Genomic DNA, 19,729 nt, shown 5'->3' with positions numbered 1-19,729 from the left:
CACCCGTCAGCGCGCCGCCAAATCCTGACACCCTGTCAAAAACCTGGAAATCCCCATCAGGCCGCCAAACCCGCGTCAACATTGGCGATTACGCCCCAAATTGTCCAAAATCGCCACGACCTATGATATATCCGGGTTAGACCAGCGGCGATCGATTGCGAAAACCGCGAAGTTCTTGCGCAAAAAGTACCGCCCCGCACGACCGCGACCAACTCCATCAAGATCGCGCCGCCCAACGGCTGCCCAGGCCCAAAACTCCGAAGAGCAACAAGAGCAATCCCAGGAGCGCAAAACGAGCTCCCGAGCTCGCTGGCGCTGATGACGACGCCCTCAATCGCAGCGACAAATCAGCAAAAGTGTCCACGAGCACCGCGCGCGTGAACGTCAGTTGCTTGCCCTGGTCGGGCAGAGTGGCCCGGATCGCGGCCGGCGCCGGCACGGCCGCGTCCTGTTGCTGGATCAGTCGTTCCGCCAGCTTCGTCATGGACGCGTTGTCCTCCGCGGTATTCGCATCCAGGAGTTCCTTGGCTTCGGCCTGGGTGTAGGCGCCGGCCCGGCCCGCGACCGCCGTCGCCTGTTTCGCAGCGGGAGTTTCCCCCCGGGCGGGCTGCCGGTTGTTGAGCACGTTCAACCCCACCATCGCTTGTTGCAGTTTGAGATTGTGGAGCTGGACCCGGGCATCCTCGTTGAACGCATGATCGTGACGGCTGAGTCCGAAGGCATTTTGGAACGCCCGGCGGGCTTGCTGGGGATCTCCCGTTTCAAGCAATTGATTGCCGAAATTAAGAAACTCCTCAGCCGCTTTGCTGCGCTCAGCTCGCGCCTTGGACTCCCTGCTCAGGTATCCGCCCAGATCGAAGGGCTCGACCGGCAGAGAGCTCTCTTCCCTCAACTCCAGCGTGCCCTTCCATGAATCAAGACGCCACTTGGGATTCAATCGCACTTGCCAAGCGATATTCTCCAGGGGCAGATCGAACCTGGGTCCTTGCAGGGCAAGGTCCAGCCGCCGGGTGTGCGGGGAACCGATGCGGCTCGAGTAATAAATCTCCACGACCGAGACGGCTCCGGACTTGGCGGCCTCGAGGGGGATCAAAGTCTTGTCCCCTTCTTTCCATGGCCACACGCCATTCTGATTGACGAGGGCATACCAGAACTTCGCCTCGGCCGGCAGAGCGATTTGAAGCAGCCGCTTGTCCCCGGGAAACAACTCCAACCGCGCTTCCGTGAGCATCACGCCCTCGTCGGAAATGACGGATCTCAACGTGACAGACTGGACGCGGGCCGGCAACAGCTTGGCGGCCTCGTGGCGTTCAATCTTCAACGGCAACTGCCACGACGCGTCCACCAACCGGAACGTGTGACTGGCGGACGCGGTCACGACGTCTTGCTGCAGCGTTCTGGGCACGCTTTGCCACTCCGAGGCCTGAAGCCCGTCCGGCACCGTTCCAGGGCGGACTTGGGTCCGGCCCGTGGCTTCAAGCGAAACGAATCCTCGCTGCAGTCCGGCGTCCACCGCTTGCACTCCCTGAATCGTGAAATCCTGCGCCTCGGACGAGAGACCGGTCTGAAAGCTGGCTTGGAGAAGATATCGTCCCAGGACACGTCGGTGGAGTTTGACTTCCCACGTGCGCAATCCGTTCTCGTCCGCGTCGCCCAAGGCGACGAAATCGGCGACCTGATCGCCCTTGAAACGCAGGCTTTCCGCGTTGGTCGGAATCCGCACCCGCAAGGCCTTGAGCCCGGTGTTTTCAATTTGATACTGCAAGTTCACCCCAGTCCGCACTTGGGCCGGCCCCACGGTGACGTGCTGCAAACTGGTCGCTTGCACCCAGGATTCCACTTGCGCCAAGTCCAAGGATAACACCCACTGCTCCTGCAAAATTCGGAAGGCCAGAACGCCTTTTTGATGGATCCCGGCCTTTTGAGGATCGAGCTGGGTGACGTTTTCGCGGTTTCCGACCTGCACCCGCAAACCTTGTTCGGGAACGATGATCAACTGGCCCCGCTGCTTCGAGGCTTCCCGCAATTCCAGTCTCGGAACCGTCCATCGCGGAACCCCTTTCAATCCGGCTCCGGCCAGCGTGATGGCAAAACGTGTTTCCCCCAGGGTCTTGCCCGGCAAATGCATCGTGACCACACGGCCTTCCGGACGCGCGAGCTCAGTCCAATGACTCATGCCGTTACCCGAGAGAGACTCGACCTCGAGCCCGTTCGGCAGCGTGAAGCTGAAGCGAAACACGCCCGACCTCGCCACACTGACCACCAAGTTGGCTGCCAGCACGAGGCGATCCTCTCCCACGGAAATGGTTTGCTGGGATTCGACTCGCACATCGGGTTCCACGGCGCTGGCGCGCACCTCAAGCATGCCTTCGCGGGTGCCCGCTCGAAAAGCCCTGCGCAAGGTCAACCCGGGATGGGTTTGCGACAGGATCCCCATCGGGGCGCCTGGAAAGTCCTCCAAGCTGATCGCGCTCATGCCCGACGGATCGACCCGATCGAGCTGCACTTCTTCACCCGTGGCTAATCCAGCCAAGCCGACGTGTCCCTCGGCTCCTTTCACGTAGATCATCCCAAGCTTTCTCGTGAAGGGAAGCGGGCTCGCCGCAGATTGGGAACGGATCACGAGCTGGAACGGCCGCGATTGCGGAGCAGCCATCTGAATTTTTAACACCCGCGAGTCAGGCGCAAAACTCCAGGAAGCGAGAAGGGGCGCCGGGGACGCAGGCCTGGCCCGGGTGCCGACTTCGGCCGGGACCGGCTTCAGGGCACCGTCCGTCACATCCGCAATGGCCATCGCCTCCGGCACTTCCAGCGCCAACTCGCCTAACTCCCCCTGAACCGGGCGGATCTGGACCCAATGCAATCCATCGACCACCCCCGCCGCCGGGGCGTAAAGGTGGGCCGACTCCACAAAGAATGACGCCTTCTCGCTGCGCGTGTCACGGCTGCGCGGACGCCAGGTCACCAAAGCTCGATCCAGAGGCAGCGTCACAAGCTTGGCGTGGGTGTGACCTTCCCGGGTCAGCGATTCATGCGCCACCGACTGCGGGGAGTGAACTTCCACTTCCGCCCCTCGCACGGTGAGACTCCATCGATTGACCAGTCCATGGAAAACGGGCGAAACAAAGCCCGGGATGCCGCCGTGCAGCTGGGACTCGGTCTGATAGGAGAATCGGACTTCAACCGCCCCATCCTTCAATGCCCAGAGACGGTGAACCGAGCCCGGCGCCGCCTCGTCGAGCACCCACTGCACTGCGTTGGTGGGGGCTTCCAAAGAGGTCAACACCGCAGTTCCCGCCAACACTGGAATCGACTGCCCCTTCAACGCCCGCCATTTCAAAATCACTTGAGCCTGAACATGCCGGTCCTCAATGCGAACCTCCTGTTCGATCCAATCAGCCACCGATTTCCGGGAGGCCGTCTTGGAGACCGTCTCCCCCGTCAAAACCGGTTCGTTGACACTACGCTGCTGGCTCGAAGCCTGGGCCTGAGCCTGCTGGCCCATCCCGATGATCCCCACCAGCAGCGCCGCCACCACCGGGGCCGAGGTCGAACCTCCTCCGGTCGTTCCTCCCAATCCTTTCGCCCGCCACAATCGAAGCACCCCAGGACCACAAACCCGGAAAAGGAGGAAGACCGCCAACAAGCCGAAAAACCATTCTCCGGCGCCAGGCATTTTCAAAGTGGACCACGCCAACAGCGTCCAGCCTATCGGTCCCAACACCGGTCGCAACCACGTCCAGGCTTCCCTCACACTCAGCAACCACAACCCGATGGCAAATGCCGCGGGAATCAGACTGGAGAATCTGCCCCCCCAGGAGACCCCGGAAGGCAGATTGCCCAATTCAACCGCCAGAGAACTGCCTGCTTGCTGAACAGGCGCCACAAAACGCAGCACACTCACATCTCCGATGCGATGACGGCCGACAGTCTCCATTATCGGGATCAAGGCCGCCAGCGCGAGCACGAGCGACAGCAGCCCCACCCATCTCGCCAGCCAGGAGACTGCCTTGTTCCTCGCCGCCTCGGAACCACTGGCCCAACGAGTCGCGGCCAATCCCAAAAGCACCAGACCCGACGCGATCAACGCCAAAAGCCCCAAGGACGAGCGCGCATCGCGCCAGGCTCGGCCCAATGTGGCAAACGATGAAGGGTCCGGAATCCCTCCCGAGGGCACCAGCGAGCCCGTCCGATAAACCAGTTGGCGCCCGGAATCCGCGGCAATGCTCCAATCGCCCAGCAGAACCGGACACGACAACACCGGCAGGGCGGCGCGAAGATAGCGCTCGGTGCTGGCACGGCTCGCCAGCTTGAGCTCGAGGGATTGCACCGTGTTCGGATCCGGTTGTTTGGGCAGCGGCAGGAGGCTGCTGGCGCCATCCTTGATGGGCGCGGCGGTCACTCCGTCGATGGTGGCGGACCACAATTCGCTTCCGGAGGGAAGCTCGAGGCGCAGATGCGTGTGGCCTCGATTCTTCAGAAAATAGCGCGCGGTCGTCAGGATTTCACCGTCCTTGGAAATCCGGGTGGAGAAGGAGGCGCGGTCGGCCACCAGGCTTAAACTTTCGCCTTGGGCCAGCGGGCTCAATTCAAGCTGGAGCTGAAAAGGGCGCGCGGCATAACGATACGCAGCCAGGACGGGCGAGTCGAACAAGAGCCGAAACTCGGAAGGCACCTCCGCCGGCTCAAGCGCGATCAATCCAGGACTGACATTGACGGGCTTGACGGCAAATTGGTAGGCGCTCACAACGACCGTGTGGCCTTGCTCGGACTGCACTTCCAATGGACGTGCTCCCGTGAAGGCGAGGGTCGCGCCCTGCGGCTTGAAAGCGCGTTCATAGGTGGCCAGCATGGTGAACGAACCCGCGACCGGATTGTGCAGTTGCACACGATAACCCTCGGGTGTTTTCTGCCAGCCCCGCACGTCCTTCCCCGTGAATTCGACGTTGGCATACTCCTCCGAAAGCTCGACCAGAAAGACTCCCTTCGGAGCTCCTGCGATCGAGTATTGGATCGTGCTCCCCCCGTATGCGAGCCCCTCTCCGATCGAGAATAAATGAAACGCTTCCGCCTGGATCGTCTGCGGAAGCCGCTCGATCATGACTTCCGCCGCCCAGGAGGGTTCCACCAGGCGGAAGGCAGCCTGAATGCCCACGACCTTCTTCGGGGCGAAGGCGGTCGCCAACTCGACCAGCCCGCTGATTCTGCCCGCGTTCACCCGAAACCCCATGTCCGAAGACACGATCACCGCCCCCCGCACCGACTTCGCACGAGGCACTTCCAAACGCGGCAGCGTCCAGGCGCTCGCTCCCAGCGCTGCATTCCGCTCCAGACGCAATTGCACCAACTGGCGCCCCAGCACGGGCTGTCCGTAAACCAGCCGCAACTCCGGTTGATCCTCGGAACTCCCAAGCACATAATCGCTCATCCCTTGAGCGCTTACTTTAGCCAGAGCATAACCTTGGGGGACGCGCAGGAGCAATTCGCGAATGGGCGCCTCCCTGACCTCCACGTCGAACTCCGCTTCAATCCACGTTTCGTTCTCCCCCGCGTGATAAACAAGCACCTGCGAAACTCCCAGCTCCGGCAGAATGGTGTCGGCCCGCAGGGTCAATCCAAAGTCCGCCGTCGAAAAGCGAAACACGAATCGCTGCGGACCCGGCGCCGGAAAAACGCTCCGGGTTTGATCGTTCTCGGGAAACTGCTCGGGCGATACCTGCGACAGGCCCCGGCTCGAAAGCACCTCCAACCGGACCACCCCCTCGTTGACCACCCGGATGTGTCCCGCGAATCGCGTGGCCGCCTCCGGCGCCAATTGCAGCAGCGAAGCTTGCGCCGGCAACGCCCCGAGATCCGTCTGTGAATGAATTTGCACCACGAAATGCTCCTTCACCGCCTGATTGAACCGCAGCGTCAGAAGCCGGTCGGCTGACCCCCCCCCGGCTGGAGCCACCTGCCAGGACAGAATTTGCGCCCCTTGAACCCGCGTCAAATCTCCCGCACCGGAGAGTCGAAGAACCAGTTGCCCAAGCTCCCCTTGCATCACCCGCCCCTGAAGCAGGGCCGCCTGTTTCACAAGACCTTGCGCGACCACCACGTTCATTTGCATTTCGGCGGAGTAAAACAGTTTGGACTCAAGTTCCGGGCGCGCCTTCTTCCAAGCAAATTGAACCGTCCCATCCGAAGGCAGATGGGCTCGCGCTTCCGTCCCGGAACGAACCGCCCGGGCCGAGCCGGCAAACTCAACCTCGGCCTCGGGCGAAAGCCCTTTCAATACCACCGGCTGGAGCGCCCCCTGAGCGACCTGAAACCGCACGGTTTGCCAATCGTTCGACCGCGCCACTTGCGCGTTGAAACGCACCCGCAACGAATAATCGCCCGGACGATCGAACTTCAGGCGATAGGCGCCCTCCGAAAACTCCAGCCGCGCGTCTCCTGTATCCTGGGACTCGCTCAACGCAGCGCCGCCCGACAGCAATCTCATGGTCCCGCCTCGAGGGTTTCCCACTCTCGCCGTTCCCACGAGCTCGAACCCCGCCCGACCATCCCCCAGATCACCCCTCAGCTCGAATCCTCGCAAAACCACCGTTCTCGATTCCGGATCCGACAAGCTGCATTTCAACGTGAACCGATAGGGCTCTCCCTGGATCCGATAAGCAGCACTCCCGTCGGTTCCGGCCTGGCCCGCAGTACCTCGATTCCCCTGCGCCGCCCCCCCAGGCAGGGAAACAAGTCCCGCCGACTCGACCACCTCAGCCGACATTTCGGGTGTGTCCGTGACGCGAATCATCCCGCTGCCCAGAGCCGCGACCGCGCCATGCACGACCAGCGGGGAAACCGTCGCGGGCAGCCCGGAAAGTTTCGTCAGTGCAACCACAGAGGCCTGAAACTGATCCCATGGTTTGTCCCGCTTGCGAGTCCGCAGCACCAGCCAAGCCGACCCGCCCGGTTCGCGACGCACACTCCAGTCTTGAATCGCTTCGCCCGAGACCGACACCACTTCGCCTTCGCCTTTCAGGGCGAGTTGAACTTCCCTGGCCTCCCCCTGCAAAACCTCGAACTTCAAATCCAGGGCGTGCTCAATCTGATCGGATTGAACCCGCAGGTGATGGTTGATGGAGGTCGTATGGAAAACCTTTAATCGATCCTCCCCGTGCTCTTTCAAGAGGGCTTCGATCAGCAGCCGCGCCTTGCCGTCCGCAATGCCGCCTTGAATGTTCACACTCTGCGCCTCCGCCGGACCGCCCCGGGCCACTCCCATCCCTCCCGCGAGCAAGAGGACAAACAACCCCCGGACATACGAAGTCCAGGGCGGGCAGCTCAGGACCGCAGGCATGGGAGCTCGGATCCCCCGATCCGCCGCCGCACTCGAGGAAGGCGTGTCAATCATAGGCTTCATGGTTTGGATCCCTGGATCGACAGGGCTTGTTGAATCATCTGTTGCAATTCTTGCGGGCGCTGGTCGTAGGGAAAGCTCGGTTTCAATGCGTCCACCGTCCGCGTCAAAAATTCCAGGTTGACCTCGGCCGCGAACGGACTTTGCGCGAGCCACTCCGAAAAGGCCGACGCGGCCAGGGCCAGTCGAAGGGAGGGAGAGGCCTTGTCCAACGCGGGTGCCGGACCCCGGTAGGGAACGGGCCATGATTGCTCGCGATAATCGGAGGTGCCAGGCACCTTGAATCGAGCCCGCACCGTCGCCAGAAGTCCTTCTCCCTGCGGATCGGTCTCAACGAGATAAATCGCGTTTCCCGACTCCGCGGCCGCAAGCTCCGCCGCGTCCACGGTATTGTCCCGAAACTGATCCTTCGTGAGCTGATGACGGGCATAGCCCACCTGCCGGTAAGTCCGAACGCGGCGTGGATTGAACTCCACTTGCACTTTGACGTCAGAGGCAGCGACCCTCAGAGCTCCCGCCAATTGGGCCGCGAATTCCGTCGCCGCGGCTTCCGGACTATTCACAAAACCGTACCGTCCATCTCCATTGCGGGAAAGGGCCTCCAGGAAAGCGTCGTCCAGCCCGTCCCAGCCGATGCCGAAGCAATCCAGCGCCACGCCCCCGCGGCGATGATGTTCGACCATCTGGCGCAGCGCCTCCGGATTGGCTTCACCCAGGTTGGCCGCTCCATCGGTCAACAAGACGACGCGATTGCCGCCCTGCGGGTTGAACCGGGCCCGGGCCTGCCGGTAACCTTGTTTCAGCGCCTCCTCCAAGTTGGTCCCCCCTTCGGGCACAAGTTCGGCAAAACTCGCTGGGAGGCCGCCCGCTTGATCACCCGGCAAGGCGTCTGCCACCAGTCGCGTGGTGCGCGCAAAAGCCAGCACGCTGATGCGGTCGATGGGACGCAGTTGTTCCACCAGCACGCGGAGGCATTCCCTTCGAATCCGCACCCGATCCGCACGCTCCATCGAACCCGAATTATCCAGCAGCAGCACCAGGTTCAAAGGCTGAGCAGCAGTGCGACCCGCGGCGGCCGTCTTGACGCTGAATCGCAGAGCGTCGCGATGGTGCGCGAAGGGATATCGAGCCTGCTCCCAGACGAAACCGAGAGGCTGGCCTGATCGAGGTTCGGGGTCTCGGTAATCCATCGCGTTGATGAACTCTTCGCTCCTGATGGAGGCGGGATCAGGCAACGCTCCATCTCGCAGGGAGGCCTGAGCCAGTTTGAATGAAACATCGGAAACATGGAGCGAGAAGGTCGAAAAAGGATCGGTCGCGGGGGACTTCTCGGGTTGAACCGCAACAATCGAACGAGGCGAGCCGCCCTCTTTCAAATCCCGGTTCAACCCAGTTTGACCCTCAAGAGCGAGCTTCTTCCCTAACCCCTCTTCCGACAGCGCCTTCTCCTTGGCTGCGAGTCCCAACTCCGTCAACCGCGCGGCACCCCTCACCTCTTGCCGGCGCAGTTCATCAGGATTCTCCCTGGAAGCAGACCCGGCTTGAGCCAAAGCGAATCCATCACTGACCGAAGGAACTCTCGCGTCATTCCCTCGGGATTCTTGCTCTGTCTTCGCACCCGCCGCATCACTCCTGTCTGCCGCCAACTCATCCCCCGTGAACGCGAAAACCTCCGCCTTGTCCGTGTTTCTGCTTCCATCGGCCTTCAGGTCGGAAAGTTGATCCACCATTTCACGCTCTTGGAGTGATTCGTTCAATTCCGCCACTCTCGAAACCGCACCCGGGTTTCGGCCCAGGGTCCGGTCCTTGTCCGCTTCTCCTGAAGGTGGGCGCGGCACGAGTCCGTACCTTGCCATCATCCGAGGATCCATGGCCGGTTGAGGAACTTTCCTTTCCAAAGCCTGAAGGACCGGCCTGGGCGCGGCCTGCGCGGGCGCGGGCGGCACCAGTGTGAGCGGCGCGGATACCGGAGCGTCGGAAGACACTTTCGCGGGCGCCGAAGTCGCCGCCCGCAAGTTTCGACTCAAACTCACCACCGGACCGAGCACCGGCGCATTCTCCCCATCCGCAACGTCCAGCCCCTTCGTCGCTCCGGGACTGGCGAGCATCGGTGCAGCGGATGCGGGTGACTTGTAGAAATCCTCCGTGGAGGCTTGCGGGAGAAAGTTCCAGGATGGGACTGAACCTCCAGCTTGTCCGCTTGGCAGGCTTGCACCCCGACCTCGAATCGATCGAGTCGTCGCGGGGATATTCTCCCTGACTAAGTTTTCTAACGACGGCGAGGTTTTGGCCTCGGACTCAGGGGCCACATCCCATAACACTACACCGGGATTGCCTGCGACAAGCTCGGGTGATCCCAGGGGCGACTGGGAAGCCCAGCGATAGCTCTGGAAGAGCGAAGCGGAGAGCGCCAAGAGAGCCGTGATCATGGCCGCCACCTTCAACCACTCCTGAGTGGGTGCGATCCTCCAGCGCTTCCAACGATCCGCGAACGCTGCCGGACGGCTGACCCGAAAGGCCGCGAGTAATCGCTGGCGTTTCTCATTGGGAAGCTCAAGGGCCTCGCCGGAGTCGCGGCTTCCCATCGTGGTATTCGCTTTCAGACCCCGCAACACAGCGACCGTCGCCTCGAGGGAGGCGCGAGCCGCTCCAAGCTCGGGATGCTTGGCCATTTCCGCGGTGAGTTCGGACGCCTCCTCCGGTCCCAGTTCCCCCAAAATATGGGCGGTTATCTTCGCTTCCTTGGAATCTCGGAATGTGGGGTTTTCATTCATGGCGTGATGCCTTCCTGACGCACTTTTTCTCCAAGACTTTTGAGGGCGTGGTGCAACAGGTAACCGACGTGGCCCGAGGTCAGCCCCGTTCGCTCCGCCATCGCCTGATAGGAGAGTCCGTCCTCGAACTTCAGTTTCACCAATTCGCGGCTGCGCGCTTCGAGGGAATCGACCAGCAACCTTATCCGGCGTTTCTTTTCCCATTGAGCAAGAGCTTCATCCGGAAGCGGGCCGGGATCGGCCACCGCATCCTGTCCGCCCCAGCCCGATTCCTCCGAACGATTCGGCGCCTCAAAAGGCACTATCTTGGCGGAGTCCCGGGCCAGATTCAGAGCCAGATGATGCACCGTTCGAAACAGCCATCGCCGGGGTTCTTTCACCGCGCTGAATTGTCGATGCAATCTCATGAACGCTTCCTGCACCAAGTCTTCCGCCTGAGTCCGGTCGTGGGTCCAACGCCACGCGTAGGACAAGAGCGGCGATTCCATCACCGCAAACACGGCCTCGATGGGATCACGGTCCGGCCCTTCTTCCCGTGCTAGGTGCGAACAGGACTCGGGTGGGTCAGGCTCGGGCATGGATCCAAGAACCATTTCGATGTCTTTCAACGTGTTCGTGTCTTGAAGATCAACCGTGCCATACCTTCATGACACGCCCGCCTTCGATTTCTTAGACGAAATTCTTGAGAATATACTCCCATCGACGGTGCCTCGTCATCCGACGGCACGGGTTTCGGCTCGCGAACGTTCGCGAGGGGTGATGGAAGAAACAACCCTGGTTGCCGCTTACCGGCGGGTTCGCAGCTTTTCCGCAGCGGTTTGCATTGAGATCCCAACCACGAGGAATTGCTTGTGCGCGGAAGTGTTCCCCCGGATCAGCGTCACGGCGGCTTTCGGGATGCCCAGCCATTCGGCCAACCCATCGCGCAACGATCGATTGGCGGCTTGATCCACCGGCGGCGCGGCCACCCGGATGCGCAACTCGGACCCGGCCACACCGGCCACCTCGGTCCGGTGGGCACGAGGCACGGCTTTCACATGCAAGATCACGCCATCCTTCGTAGCTCGCAGCCAGGGCACGGTCCCCATAAAACAAGGCACGATGAGAATGCCCGCGAAGACTCCCACCTGGTCAGTCTCTCAGCGTCCGCACGCGGTCGTCCCAAATGACACGGGGTCTTGCGAAACTCGGATGAGGAGCAACCATCAGGCAACGGCCTACGGCGTGCCTCCAAGTTTTACCGTCTTGGGTAACAAATCTTGGGCCTCTTTGGCCAAGCTTGAACCGGGCGCCAAGCTCAGCACTTGCTGCAAGTGAGTTCCGGATTCCTCCAGCTTTTGATTCTTGAAAAGAACCAAGCCAAGGTGCAGTCGCACTTCAGGATGCCGCGGCAGAGCGGCCACAGCTTCCCGCAACGTCTTTTCCGCCTGCGTAAACTCGCCTCGCTGGTAATGCACCCAGCCCAGGGTATCGAGGAAATAGCCATTCTTCATTTCCATCGAAAGGGCCTTCTTGGCGAGCGTCAAAGCTTCGTCGAGCTTTTCTTTCCGGTCTGCCAGCAAAGCCGCCATTTCATTGAACCCCAGGGGATTGGACGGCATTTTCGCCATCATTTGGCGGGCCGTCGCGTCGGCTTGATCATGCTGTTTCTTCTCGCGATAAATGCCGAGCAATCGGAGATAGGACGCCTCGTTCAGGGGGTCGAGTTCGATCGTGCGTTTCAAGGAAGCCTCCGATTTCTCCCAATCCCGCCGGTTCAGATAAAGGTCCCCCAAGGCATAGTGCGCGGGCCAGTAATTGGGCTGCAACGCGGCGAGCTTCGCAAGCCATTCCAGGGCTTGCGGACTGTCGCCCATTCGCGCCGACGCGCTCGCGCCCAGCAACAGAGCCACCGCGTCCCGGGGGTGAGACTGCAACGACTTCTTGAAGGAATCCCGGGATGCCACCAAAAAACGGTCCGCCAGCAGCAGGCAGCCCAGGCTGGAGGAACCCAGGCTCTTCGCCGGAGCCGCCTGAAAGAGACTCGGGTAATCGAGCAAGTCGCTTCGAAAATTTGAAACGAACTTCGTGCTTTTTTGAAACCATTCGTGCGCCTTTTTCCAGTCCTTGCGATCCAACGCCAGCAATCCGAGCTGAAAATGAATGCGGTCCGTCATCCCCGGTTGGGCTCCCGGCAAAGCCTCCTGAAAACCTTTTGCCGCCTCGTCGAGATCTCCCGCCAGATGGTGAAAGGTGGCCATGGCGCTGAGCACCCCGCTGCGCTGGGCCGCCAGAGGAAGTGCCTTGGCCAGGCTCGCGTGCGCCTCTTGGGGACGATTTCGCAAGGCCTTGGCCAATCCCGTCAAATAATAGCCTTCCGATGCGTTCGGAGCAGCTTCGGTGAACAGTTTCAATTCCCGCTCGGCCTCCTCGATCTTTCCGGCCCTTAGTTGGGCGAGCGCCAGCGTGTAGCGGGCTTGAATCGATTGCGGTTGCGACTGCAACACCTCCTGCGCGGTCGCCACCGCCTCGTCGGTCCGCCCCAGTTCCAAGAGCGAAAGGCCGAGGCGCTCTCTGGCAATGAACATCGTGGGGTTCATCGTAGCCACTTCCCGAAACAATCCGACCGCTTGCGCATGGGCTCCCGCCTCAGCGTAAAGGGTGCCCAAGGCCAGGCGCGGGCGAGCGTCCAGCGGATCCATCTGCATCGCTTTCGCAAGGTCCTGGGCCGCTTCTTCCCGCTTGTTCAATCCATGCCGCGCGATGCCAAGCAGAAACATGGAGGGCGCCATCTGGGGCTCGAAAGCCAGGGCTTCGTTGGCGTGCTTTTCCGCTCGGGCGAACTCCTTCCGATCCAGAGCCGATTTCGCCAGCAAATAATACGCCACCGGGTGTCGAAAATCCTCGCGAATCGCCCGCATGCAGGCGTTGGTCAGCGCATCCACTTTCCCCGCCTTCTCAGCGATCAACGCCTCGAACAAGATGCGATGCAGTCTAGCCTGAGGTTCCTTGGCCGCCTCCGCGGATTTCAGGAGGGGCTCCGCCTTGTCGAAAGCCCCAAGAGTCGCGAGCGCAACAGCCAGCGTGCCTTTGATGGGCGCATTCGTTTGAGCCGCCAGCAGGGTCGAACCTCCTTCCGTCACCGGAATGAAAAGCCCGCGGCGAAAGGCGTCCCGCACCTGTTCCGGTGTCGCCAGCTTGATCTGCGTCTTGGTGACGTCGATCGTGGCTCCAAAAGTTTCGATGGAAACCAATGCCGACAAAGCCAAAACCACACTCATCAGAACCGACGCCCAGCGTTTCAGACTGTTTTCTCGATTTCCCATATCGCCAGCCATACCTCAGCTCTCGGGGAAAAGAAAGCCATTGATGGAGGTCGGCCTCCAACCCGGTGCATCTACAGGCTGTCGGTGACCGGGTTGTCGTATTACCACAGACAGCTTGCGGTGCAAATGGACCGCCTCCAACCCGGCTCTCCTCTTCGATGCCTGACGCAAAAAAGCCCGGGCCACACGGCGTGGCTCGGGCTTCATGCCAGCTTGGAACGACTCGTCAATCGAGCCGCTTGACGCGAATATTCTTGAAATGCACCACGCTCTTCGGGTCGTGCGCCTGCAAGGCAAACGTGCCCTCGTTCAATTTCCGCGTAAAATCCGTTCCGGCCACGGCCCCCTTGGGCTCCGTGTATTCAAGAACAATCTGGCCGTCGATGCGAACCGTGACCTTGTTTCCTTTCACCGTGATGTGCTGCGTCCACCACTGACGATCCTTGGCCGGAGTGCTCGCCAGATTCACCACATCGTAAAGACTGCCGGTCTTTTTCCAGTCGCCCTGGCTCACGTTGACCTGGCACTCAAAACCCTGTTTCGGCCAGCCGGTTTCCTGGTAACGAGTGTGAAAGTAAATCCCCCCATTCGATCCGGGCTCGGTCATGACATCGATCTTGAGCTCGAAATTCTTGAACGGCTTTTCGTCCCCCACGTAAAACACGTGACAACGCTCACCCCGCGTCACCATGGCGCCGTCCTCAATCCGCCACGTCTTTTGATTCTCATTCGCCATCTTCCAGCCGTTGAATGTCTTGCCGTCGAAGATGGAGACAAATCCTTCCTCGTTCGAGGCGGCGTCAATGAAGGAAACCGCGGCAAGCGCGGCCACAAGGGAAAGCAGGATGCGTTTCATGCTTTGCATTCTACAGAACAAAGCCCGCCTCGACAACCCCCGCGTTTGTCCCTGATCCGCAGTCGGTGCATCCCGATGTTGCCGGTGATGCAGGTAGGGCGCGTCCGTCCCGGCGCGCCGCCGGAGCATGATGTTTTGCATCCCGTGGGCGGCGGGCTGGGACAGGCCCGCCCTACCAACAACATCGGGATGCACGGATCCGCAGTTCGGGGTTGCCTCTCCAGTCCCCGGCCGAAAGTCGTGCCGCGCCCCGGCCTCCGGCCAAACCCGCGGCATCCCTCACCAGGCCATCCATCCCAACGATCTCCCACGCTCACCATCCGCCGGCTTGCCCCCCCGCCACGGACGCGGATACGGTCTTCCGCATGCACCATCGCTTCCATTTCCTGCCCCTCCTCGGCGCGATGTTGACGTCCATCTTCCTTTGCGGCCAAGCGGCGGACAACGATGCCCAAAAGGAATCCAGCCGGCAACCCGCCCCCTTGGGGCCAGCGACCGCGAGTCCCCGGATCGCCCTCCAACCCCAGGACACTCTCGTTTTCTACGGAGGCGCACTGGTCGAATGTTTGCTCGAAAACGGCGAGCTGCAGTCGCTCTTCCACCTCGCAAACCCGGCCCTGAAGCTCCGCTTTCGTTCTCTCGCCTGGACGGGAGATGAAGTCGGCCACCGCCTCCGGGCGGAAGGCTACGCGGATCATCTTCGAGCCATGCTCGCCCGCTGGCCCGCGCAGGTGGTCTTCCTCGCCTTCGGGGGAAACGAATCCTTTGCCGGAGTCTCCGGCCTGGAAACGTTCCGTACGCATCTCCATCAAATGCTCGACCAGTTGCAACGCCTCCACCCCAACGCGAGCTGGGTTCTGCTTGCCCCCACCGCCCTCGAACCCGGCTGGACCGGACCCGACGCTTCCACTCGCAACGCAGATCTCGCCCGCTACAGTCAGGTCCTCGCCCAAACCGCGGAGCAACGCCGCGCCTTGTTCATCGACCTTTTCCGTGCCAGCCAAACCGCCTATTCATCGAGTCCCTCCAAACTGACCCTGAACGGATTGCACTTGAACGACGCGGGGAATCGCAGGATGGCCCGGGTCATCGCCGAGTCCTGCCTCGACACGGTGCTGCTTCGTCGCATCGCTCCCGAGAGACTGGATGAAGTCCGCCCCGCCGCCGCCCGGCTCGCCCATTTCGTCGCTGAAACGGTCCGTCCCAAGAACGGTATTCTCTACTACGGCCAGCGCAAACGACCGGAAGAACGCGACGCCGAGATGCCTCTCTACTTCCGCCGCATCGACCTGGCGGAGGCCCTCGTTCATGAACTTTCCGTGAATCCCTCCACCCGTTTCTCCAACGCACCCCCAATTCTGCTGGCCCCGCCCCCCGTTCCTCCCTCCGGTGGATCCACTCACAGCGTCGGAGTCGTCAAGTCCGCGTCCGAAGCCCAAGCCGAGTTCACAGTGGCTCCCGATTACCGGGTCAATCTTTTCGCCTCCGACGAGGAGTTTCCCGACCTGCGCGCACCGGTTCAAATCGCCTTCGACGCCCGTGGACGGCTTTGGGTCGTCACCATGCCCAGCTTTCCTCACACCATTCCAGGCCAGCCGCAATTGGACAAACTGCTCGTGCTTGAAGACACCAATCGGGACGGAAAAGCCGACCGATCGACGGTCTTCGCTGAAGGATTCGACGCGCTTGACGGCATCGCGTTTACCTCCGAAGGGGTCCTCGTTTCTGAACAATCGCGACACTGGCTGCTCGAAGACACCGACGGTGACGGCCGCGCCGACCGCCGCCACGAACGGCTTCGCGGACTCGATCTCACCGATTCTCACCATGGGGGCATGATCGCCACCGACCCGGTAGGCAACGTGTGGTTCTCGGATGGCGTCTTCCATCGATCCCAATTCGAAACGCCCTGGGGCGTCGTCCGAGGTGTGGACGCCACCACCTACCGCCTCAACCCGCGCTCGAACCGCATCGAATCCGAATGGCAGAGCATTACGCCCAATCCATGGAAAATCACCTTCGACCGAACGGGCAATATCTTTCAGATGTATGGAGATGGACTGGTCCTCGACGGATTGGCGCTCACGTGGACGCCGCTCGGAATCTATCATCCCTTCGCGCACGCCAAGATTCTGGGCTACGGCAAAGGCAGCGCCGCCGCCAGCATTTCGAGTCCAAACTTTCCCCCCGAGTATCAGCAAGGCATCGCCTCCGCCGCCTGCGTCGGACCCTATCTGGTTTCCATGACCCAGTTCGACTTGAATCAGGGCATGGCCCGGGCCCGCGGGCGGCTCGACCTCGTCAGTTCAACGAACGCGGCGTTTCGTCCTGTGGACGTGGAGTTCGGTTTCGACGGCGCGCTTTATGTCTCCGATTTCAGCAGCGCCATCATCGGACACGCTCAACATCCCATGCGAGACTCGCGCTGGAACCATGTCAAAGGCCGCATCTGGAGAATCACGCACCAAGGCCGTCCGGTCGTCACGAATTGGCCCCGCATTCTCGGGGGGTCGGTCTCCGATCTGCTGGAATTGCTGGGCCATCCGCAGGATCTGGTGCGCAAACACGCCCGGCTTGAGCTTCGCCGCCAAGGCCGGGCCGTGATCGCCGATGTGGAGGCATGGGCAGCCCGCCATCTCGACGAGGATCAATCGGTGCTGGAAGCCTTGTTCGTTCTCGAAAGCTTCCACGAAACCCGTCCCGCCCTGCTGGACCGGCTTCAACGCTCGGCATCGCCCCACCATCGCGCCGCGGCAGTGCGGCTTGCGCGTTATCAATTCGACCGCATTCCTCAACTCGTCGAACGGCTCCACACGATGGCAGGCGACACGCATCCTCGTGTCCAAATGGAGGTCGTCGATGCCGTCGCCCATTTGCGTCCAGGTCATCCGGAGGTTGAGCATGCTCTCCATGCCCTCCGCCCAACCCAGACGGATGTGTTGAGAATGCTCGAAGATCTCAAACAGGGCACCAAACCCGCGAAAGGCCGCAGCGTGCCGGTCCTCGAAACCTCCCCAGACACTCGTGTTCGCTACTGGCAGTTCCTGGGCGAAGAAGCGCGACGTCCACCCGTCACCATCGACACCAGCGATTCGTCGGGCGAACGGCTAGGTCCAGGCGTGTTTCGAACCTTGGTTCGCTCCGAGTCCGCGCAGCCGGCCATCCTGTCCACCAAGCACAGTTTTCTCGACGTGCGTGTCAACGGCGAAACCGTGCTTTCTCACGATTCCCAATGGAGCAGCGAGCAACAAGCCCAGTTCGAGCTAAAACCGGGATTGAACTTGCTGGAGATCGAATATCGGAAATTACAGGGGCGTCCGCCGCCGGCGTATCTGTTCGATCCTGTCGGACAACGCTTGGCCACCGTCACTCTGCCCGGACAAACCGCCGATCTCGCGGCCATGGCCTCGTCCTGGACCGAGACCCAATTGGCGGGAGGCGGTGCCTTGACGGTTCGCGCCGCGGCCGGACTCCAATTCTCTCCCAAGGAACTTCGGGTCAAGGCGGGCGCGAAAGTTCGCTTGGTCTTCGAGAATCCCGATCTCATGGTCCACAATTGGGTGCTCGTGCAGGCGGGAGCCGGGGAAGAGGTCGGAGCCTTGGCCGATCGCATGGCGGCTGATCCTCAGGGCATGGCCAAGGCCTATGTGCCAGATTCACCTCAGATTCTCGCGGCCACGCCCTTGGTCAACCCGAAAGGCCGCGCCGAATTGCGCTTCGAAGCACCCCGAAATCCCGGCTCCTACCCTTTCCTCTGCACCTTTCCCGGCCATTGGCGACTGATGCGCGGGGTTTTGATTGTCACTTCCGAGGAGTAGCTCCCAATCGGCGTGCCCCGACAACTTGCGGATGCACCGCCCTGTCATTGCCGACCCTGCATTTCCTCGCTAGTTTTTGCCGTGCGAAGTTCCATGACCATTCGTCCTCCCTCCGATGCCGGCTGGAGGATCGAGAATTCCTACGCCACGCTGCCGCCCCTCTTGCACCAGCGATGGCGGCTTTCCCCCGTAACGGAGCCCAAGCTCGTCCTGTTCAACACCCGCCTGGCCGAATCCCTGGGTCTTGACCCCGATACCCTCCGGGGGACCGACGCCCTTTTTGCCGGCAACGAGGCGCCACCAGGTTCCCTGCCCCTCGCCCAGGCCTATGCAGGACACCAATTCGGAAACTTCACCGGACTGGGTGACGGACGCGCCCTGCTTCTAGGCGAACAGATCTCGCCGGAAGGAGATCGCTTCGACATCCAGCTTAAAGGTTCCGGTCGCACACCCTTTTCAAGGTCCGGTGACGGCCGCGCCGCACTCGGTCCGATGATCCGGGAATTCCTGATCAGCGAGGCCATGCACGCCCTGGGCATTCCCACCACGCGCAGCCTCGCTGTGTCCGCGACGGGCGAAACCGTCTATCGCCAGGAAGGCCCCCTGCCCGGCGCGGTGCTCACCCGCGTTGCTTCCAGCCATATCCGCGTGGGCACGTTCGAGTGGGTCGTCGCCCACCATGACTTCGACACCCTCCGGATTCTTGTCCACTACACTCTTCAACGGCACTTCCCCAGTCGCCTGGACTCCGAAAACAAGGCGGAGTCGTTGTTCGAAGAGGTGATGGAACGGCAAGCCACGCTCCTCGCGAAATGGATGAACGCCGGATTTGTCCATGGGGTCATGAATACGGACAACATGGCACTCTCCGGAGAAACGATCGATTACGGCCCGTGCGCGTTTCTCGACCGCTATGATCCACGGGCCGTATTCAGCTCGATCGATCACGGCGGACGCTACGCTTTTGGCAATCAGCCCGCGATCGCGCAATGGAATCTGGCCCGATTGGCGGAAACTCTTTTGCCCCTCCTTGACGAGGACTCGGAGAATGCGCTCTCCCGCGCCCAGTCCATCCTGAACCGTTTCGCCCCCCTTTTCACAGAATGCTGGCAGCGAGGCATGCGCGCGAAGCTGGGGCTGTTTACGCAGGAGAGTGACGACGCTCTTCTCGCCCAAGACCTGCTCGACGGGATGGAAAAAGCGAGGGCGGACTTCACGAACACATTCGCGGCATTAACTGCAGACGCGCCTGCGGAAAGCCTCTCCTTTGGCGACCTTGGTTCCAGCAAGTGGCATGCTCGATGGAAAGACCGGCTTGCGCGCCAACCCCAGCCCAAGACGGAAGTCATCGCCCTGATGCGCAGCCACAATCCGCGCGTCATTCCAAGAAATCGGGTCGTGGAGAAGGCCCTCGATGCCGCGGTGAAACACGACGATTGGGAACCGGTTCGAGCCCTCCTTCGCACCCTGGCGAGTCCTTTCGACTACCACTCCACCCTCCCCGATGAATACACCACTCCGCCACCGGAAGGATCGCCACCGCACCAAACTTTCTGTGGAACGTAAGCCCCGATCTCGTA

Annotated in this window: 9 protein-coding genes; 3 read left to right on the top strand and 6 right to left on the bottom strand. The window is 61.5% G+C overall.

Annotation, left to right across the window (positions count from 1 at the left end; all coding sequences use genetic code 11):
• Positions 1-217 precede the first annotated feature (217 nt).
• The 6 genes from FJ404_06725 to FJ404_06700 all read right to left on the bottom strand — a co-directional run bounded on the left by FJ404_06725 (position 218) and on the right by FJ404_06700 (position 14,340).
• Entirely contained in the window at positions 218-7,399 is a 7,182-nt protein-coding gene (locus FJ404_06725) for a hypothetical protein (protein MBM3822564.1), read from the bottom strand.
• The gene (locus FJ404_06720) at positions 7,396-10,170 is read right to left on the bottom strand and encodes a DUF3520 domain-containing protein (protein ID MBM3822563.1); all 2,775 of its coding nucleotides are present in this window, start codon (positions 10,168-10,170) and stop codon (positions 7,396-7,398) included. Before FJ404_06720 ends, FJ404_06725 begins: the two co-directional genes overlap by 4 nt.
• Positions 10,167-10,763, bottom strand: coding sequence for a sigma-70 family RNA polymerase sigma factor (locus FJ404_06715; protein ID MBM3822562.1), 597 nt, complete (start codon positions 10,761-10,763; stop codon positions 10,167-10,169). Before FJ404_06715 ends, FJ404_06720 begins: the two co-directional genes overlap by 4 nt.
• A 192-nt stretch (positions 10,764-10,955) precedes the next feature.
• On the bottom strand, positions 10,956-11,249 hold the full coding sequence (locus FJ404_06710; GenBank protein MBM3822561.1) for a DUF167 domain-containing protein: 294 nt from the start codon (positions 11,247-11,249) through the stop codon (positions 10,956-10,958).
• Positions 11,250-11,387: 138 nt separating this feature from the next.
• Complete coding sequence (locus tag FJ404_06705) at positions 11,388-13,487, bottom strand: tetratricopeptide repeat protein (GenBank protein MBM3822560.1); 2,100 nt, start codon at positions 13,485-13,487, stop codon at positions 11,388-11,390.
• Between the two features lie 214 nt (positions 13,488-13,701).
• Positions 13,702-14,340, bottom strand: coding sequence for a DUF1080 domain-containing protein (locus FJ404_06700; GenBank protein MBM3822559.1), 639 nt, complete (start codon positions 14,338-14,340; stop codon positions 13,702-13,704).
• Between the two features lie 66 nt (positions 14,341-14,406).
• Between FJ404_06700 and FJ404_06695 the strand changes: the two genes are divergently transcribed.
• The 3 genes from FJ404_06695 to FJ404_06685 all read left to right on the top strand — a co-directional run bounded on the left by FJ404_06695 (position 14,407) and on the right by FJ404_06685 (position 19,715).
• On the top strand, positions 14,407-14,742 hold the full coding sequence (locus FJ404_06695) for a hypothetical protein (protein ID MBM3822558.1): 336 nt from the start codon (positions 14,407-14,409) through the stop codon (positions 14,740-14,742).
• Positions 14,697-18,149 (top strand): hypothetical protein, encoded by a 3,453-nt coding sequence (locus tag FJ404_06690; GenBank protein ID MBM3822557.1) that lies wholly within the window; start codon positions 14,697-14,699, stop codon positions 18,147-18,149. Before FJ404_06695 ends, FJ404_06690 begins: the two co-directional genes overlap by 46 nt.
• A gap of 93 nt (positions 18,150-18,242) precedes the next feature.
• Positions 18,243-19,715, top strand: a complete 1,473-nt coding sequence (locus tag FJ404_06685; protein MBM3822556.1) for a YdiU family protein — start codon at positions 18,243-18,245, stop codon at positions 19,713-19,715.
• The last annotated feature ends 14 nt before the right edge of the window (positions 19,716-19,729 follow it).

Source organism: Verrucomicrobiota bacterium, assembly GCA_016871495.1.
GTDB lineage: Bacteria > Verrucomicrobiota > Verrucomicrobiia > Limisphaerales > VHDF01 > VHDF01.
Note: the sequence above shows the minus strand (reverse complement) of the source record. Positions and strands in the feature narration are given on the sequence as shown.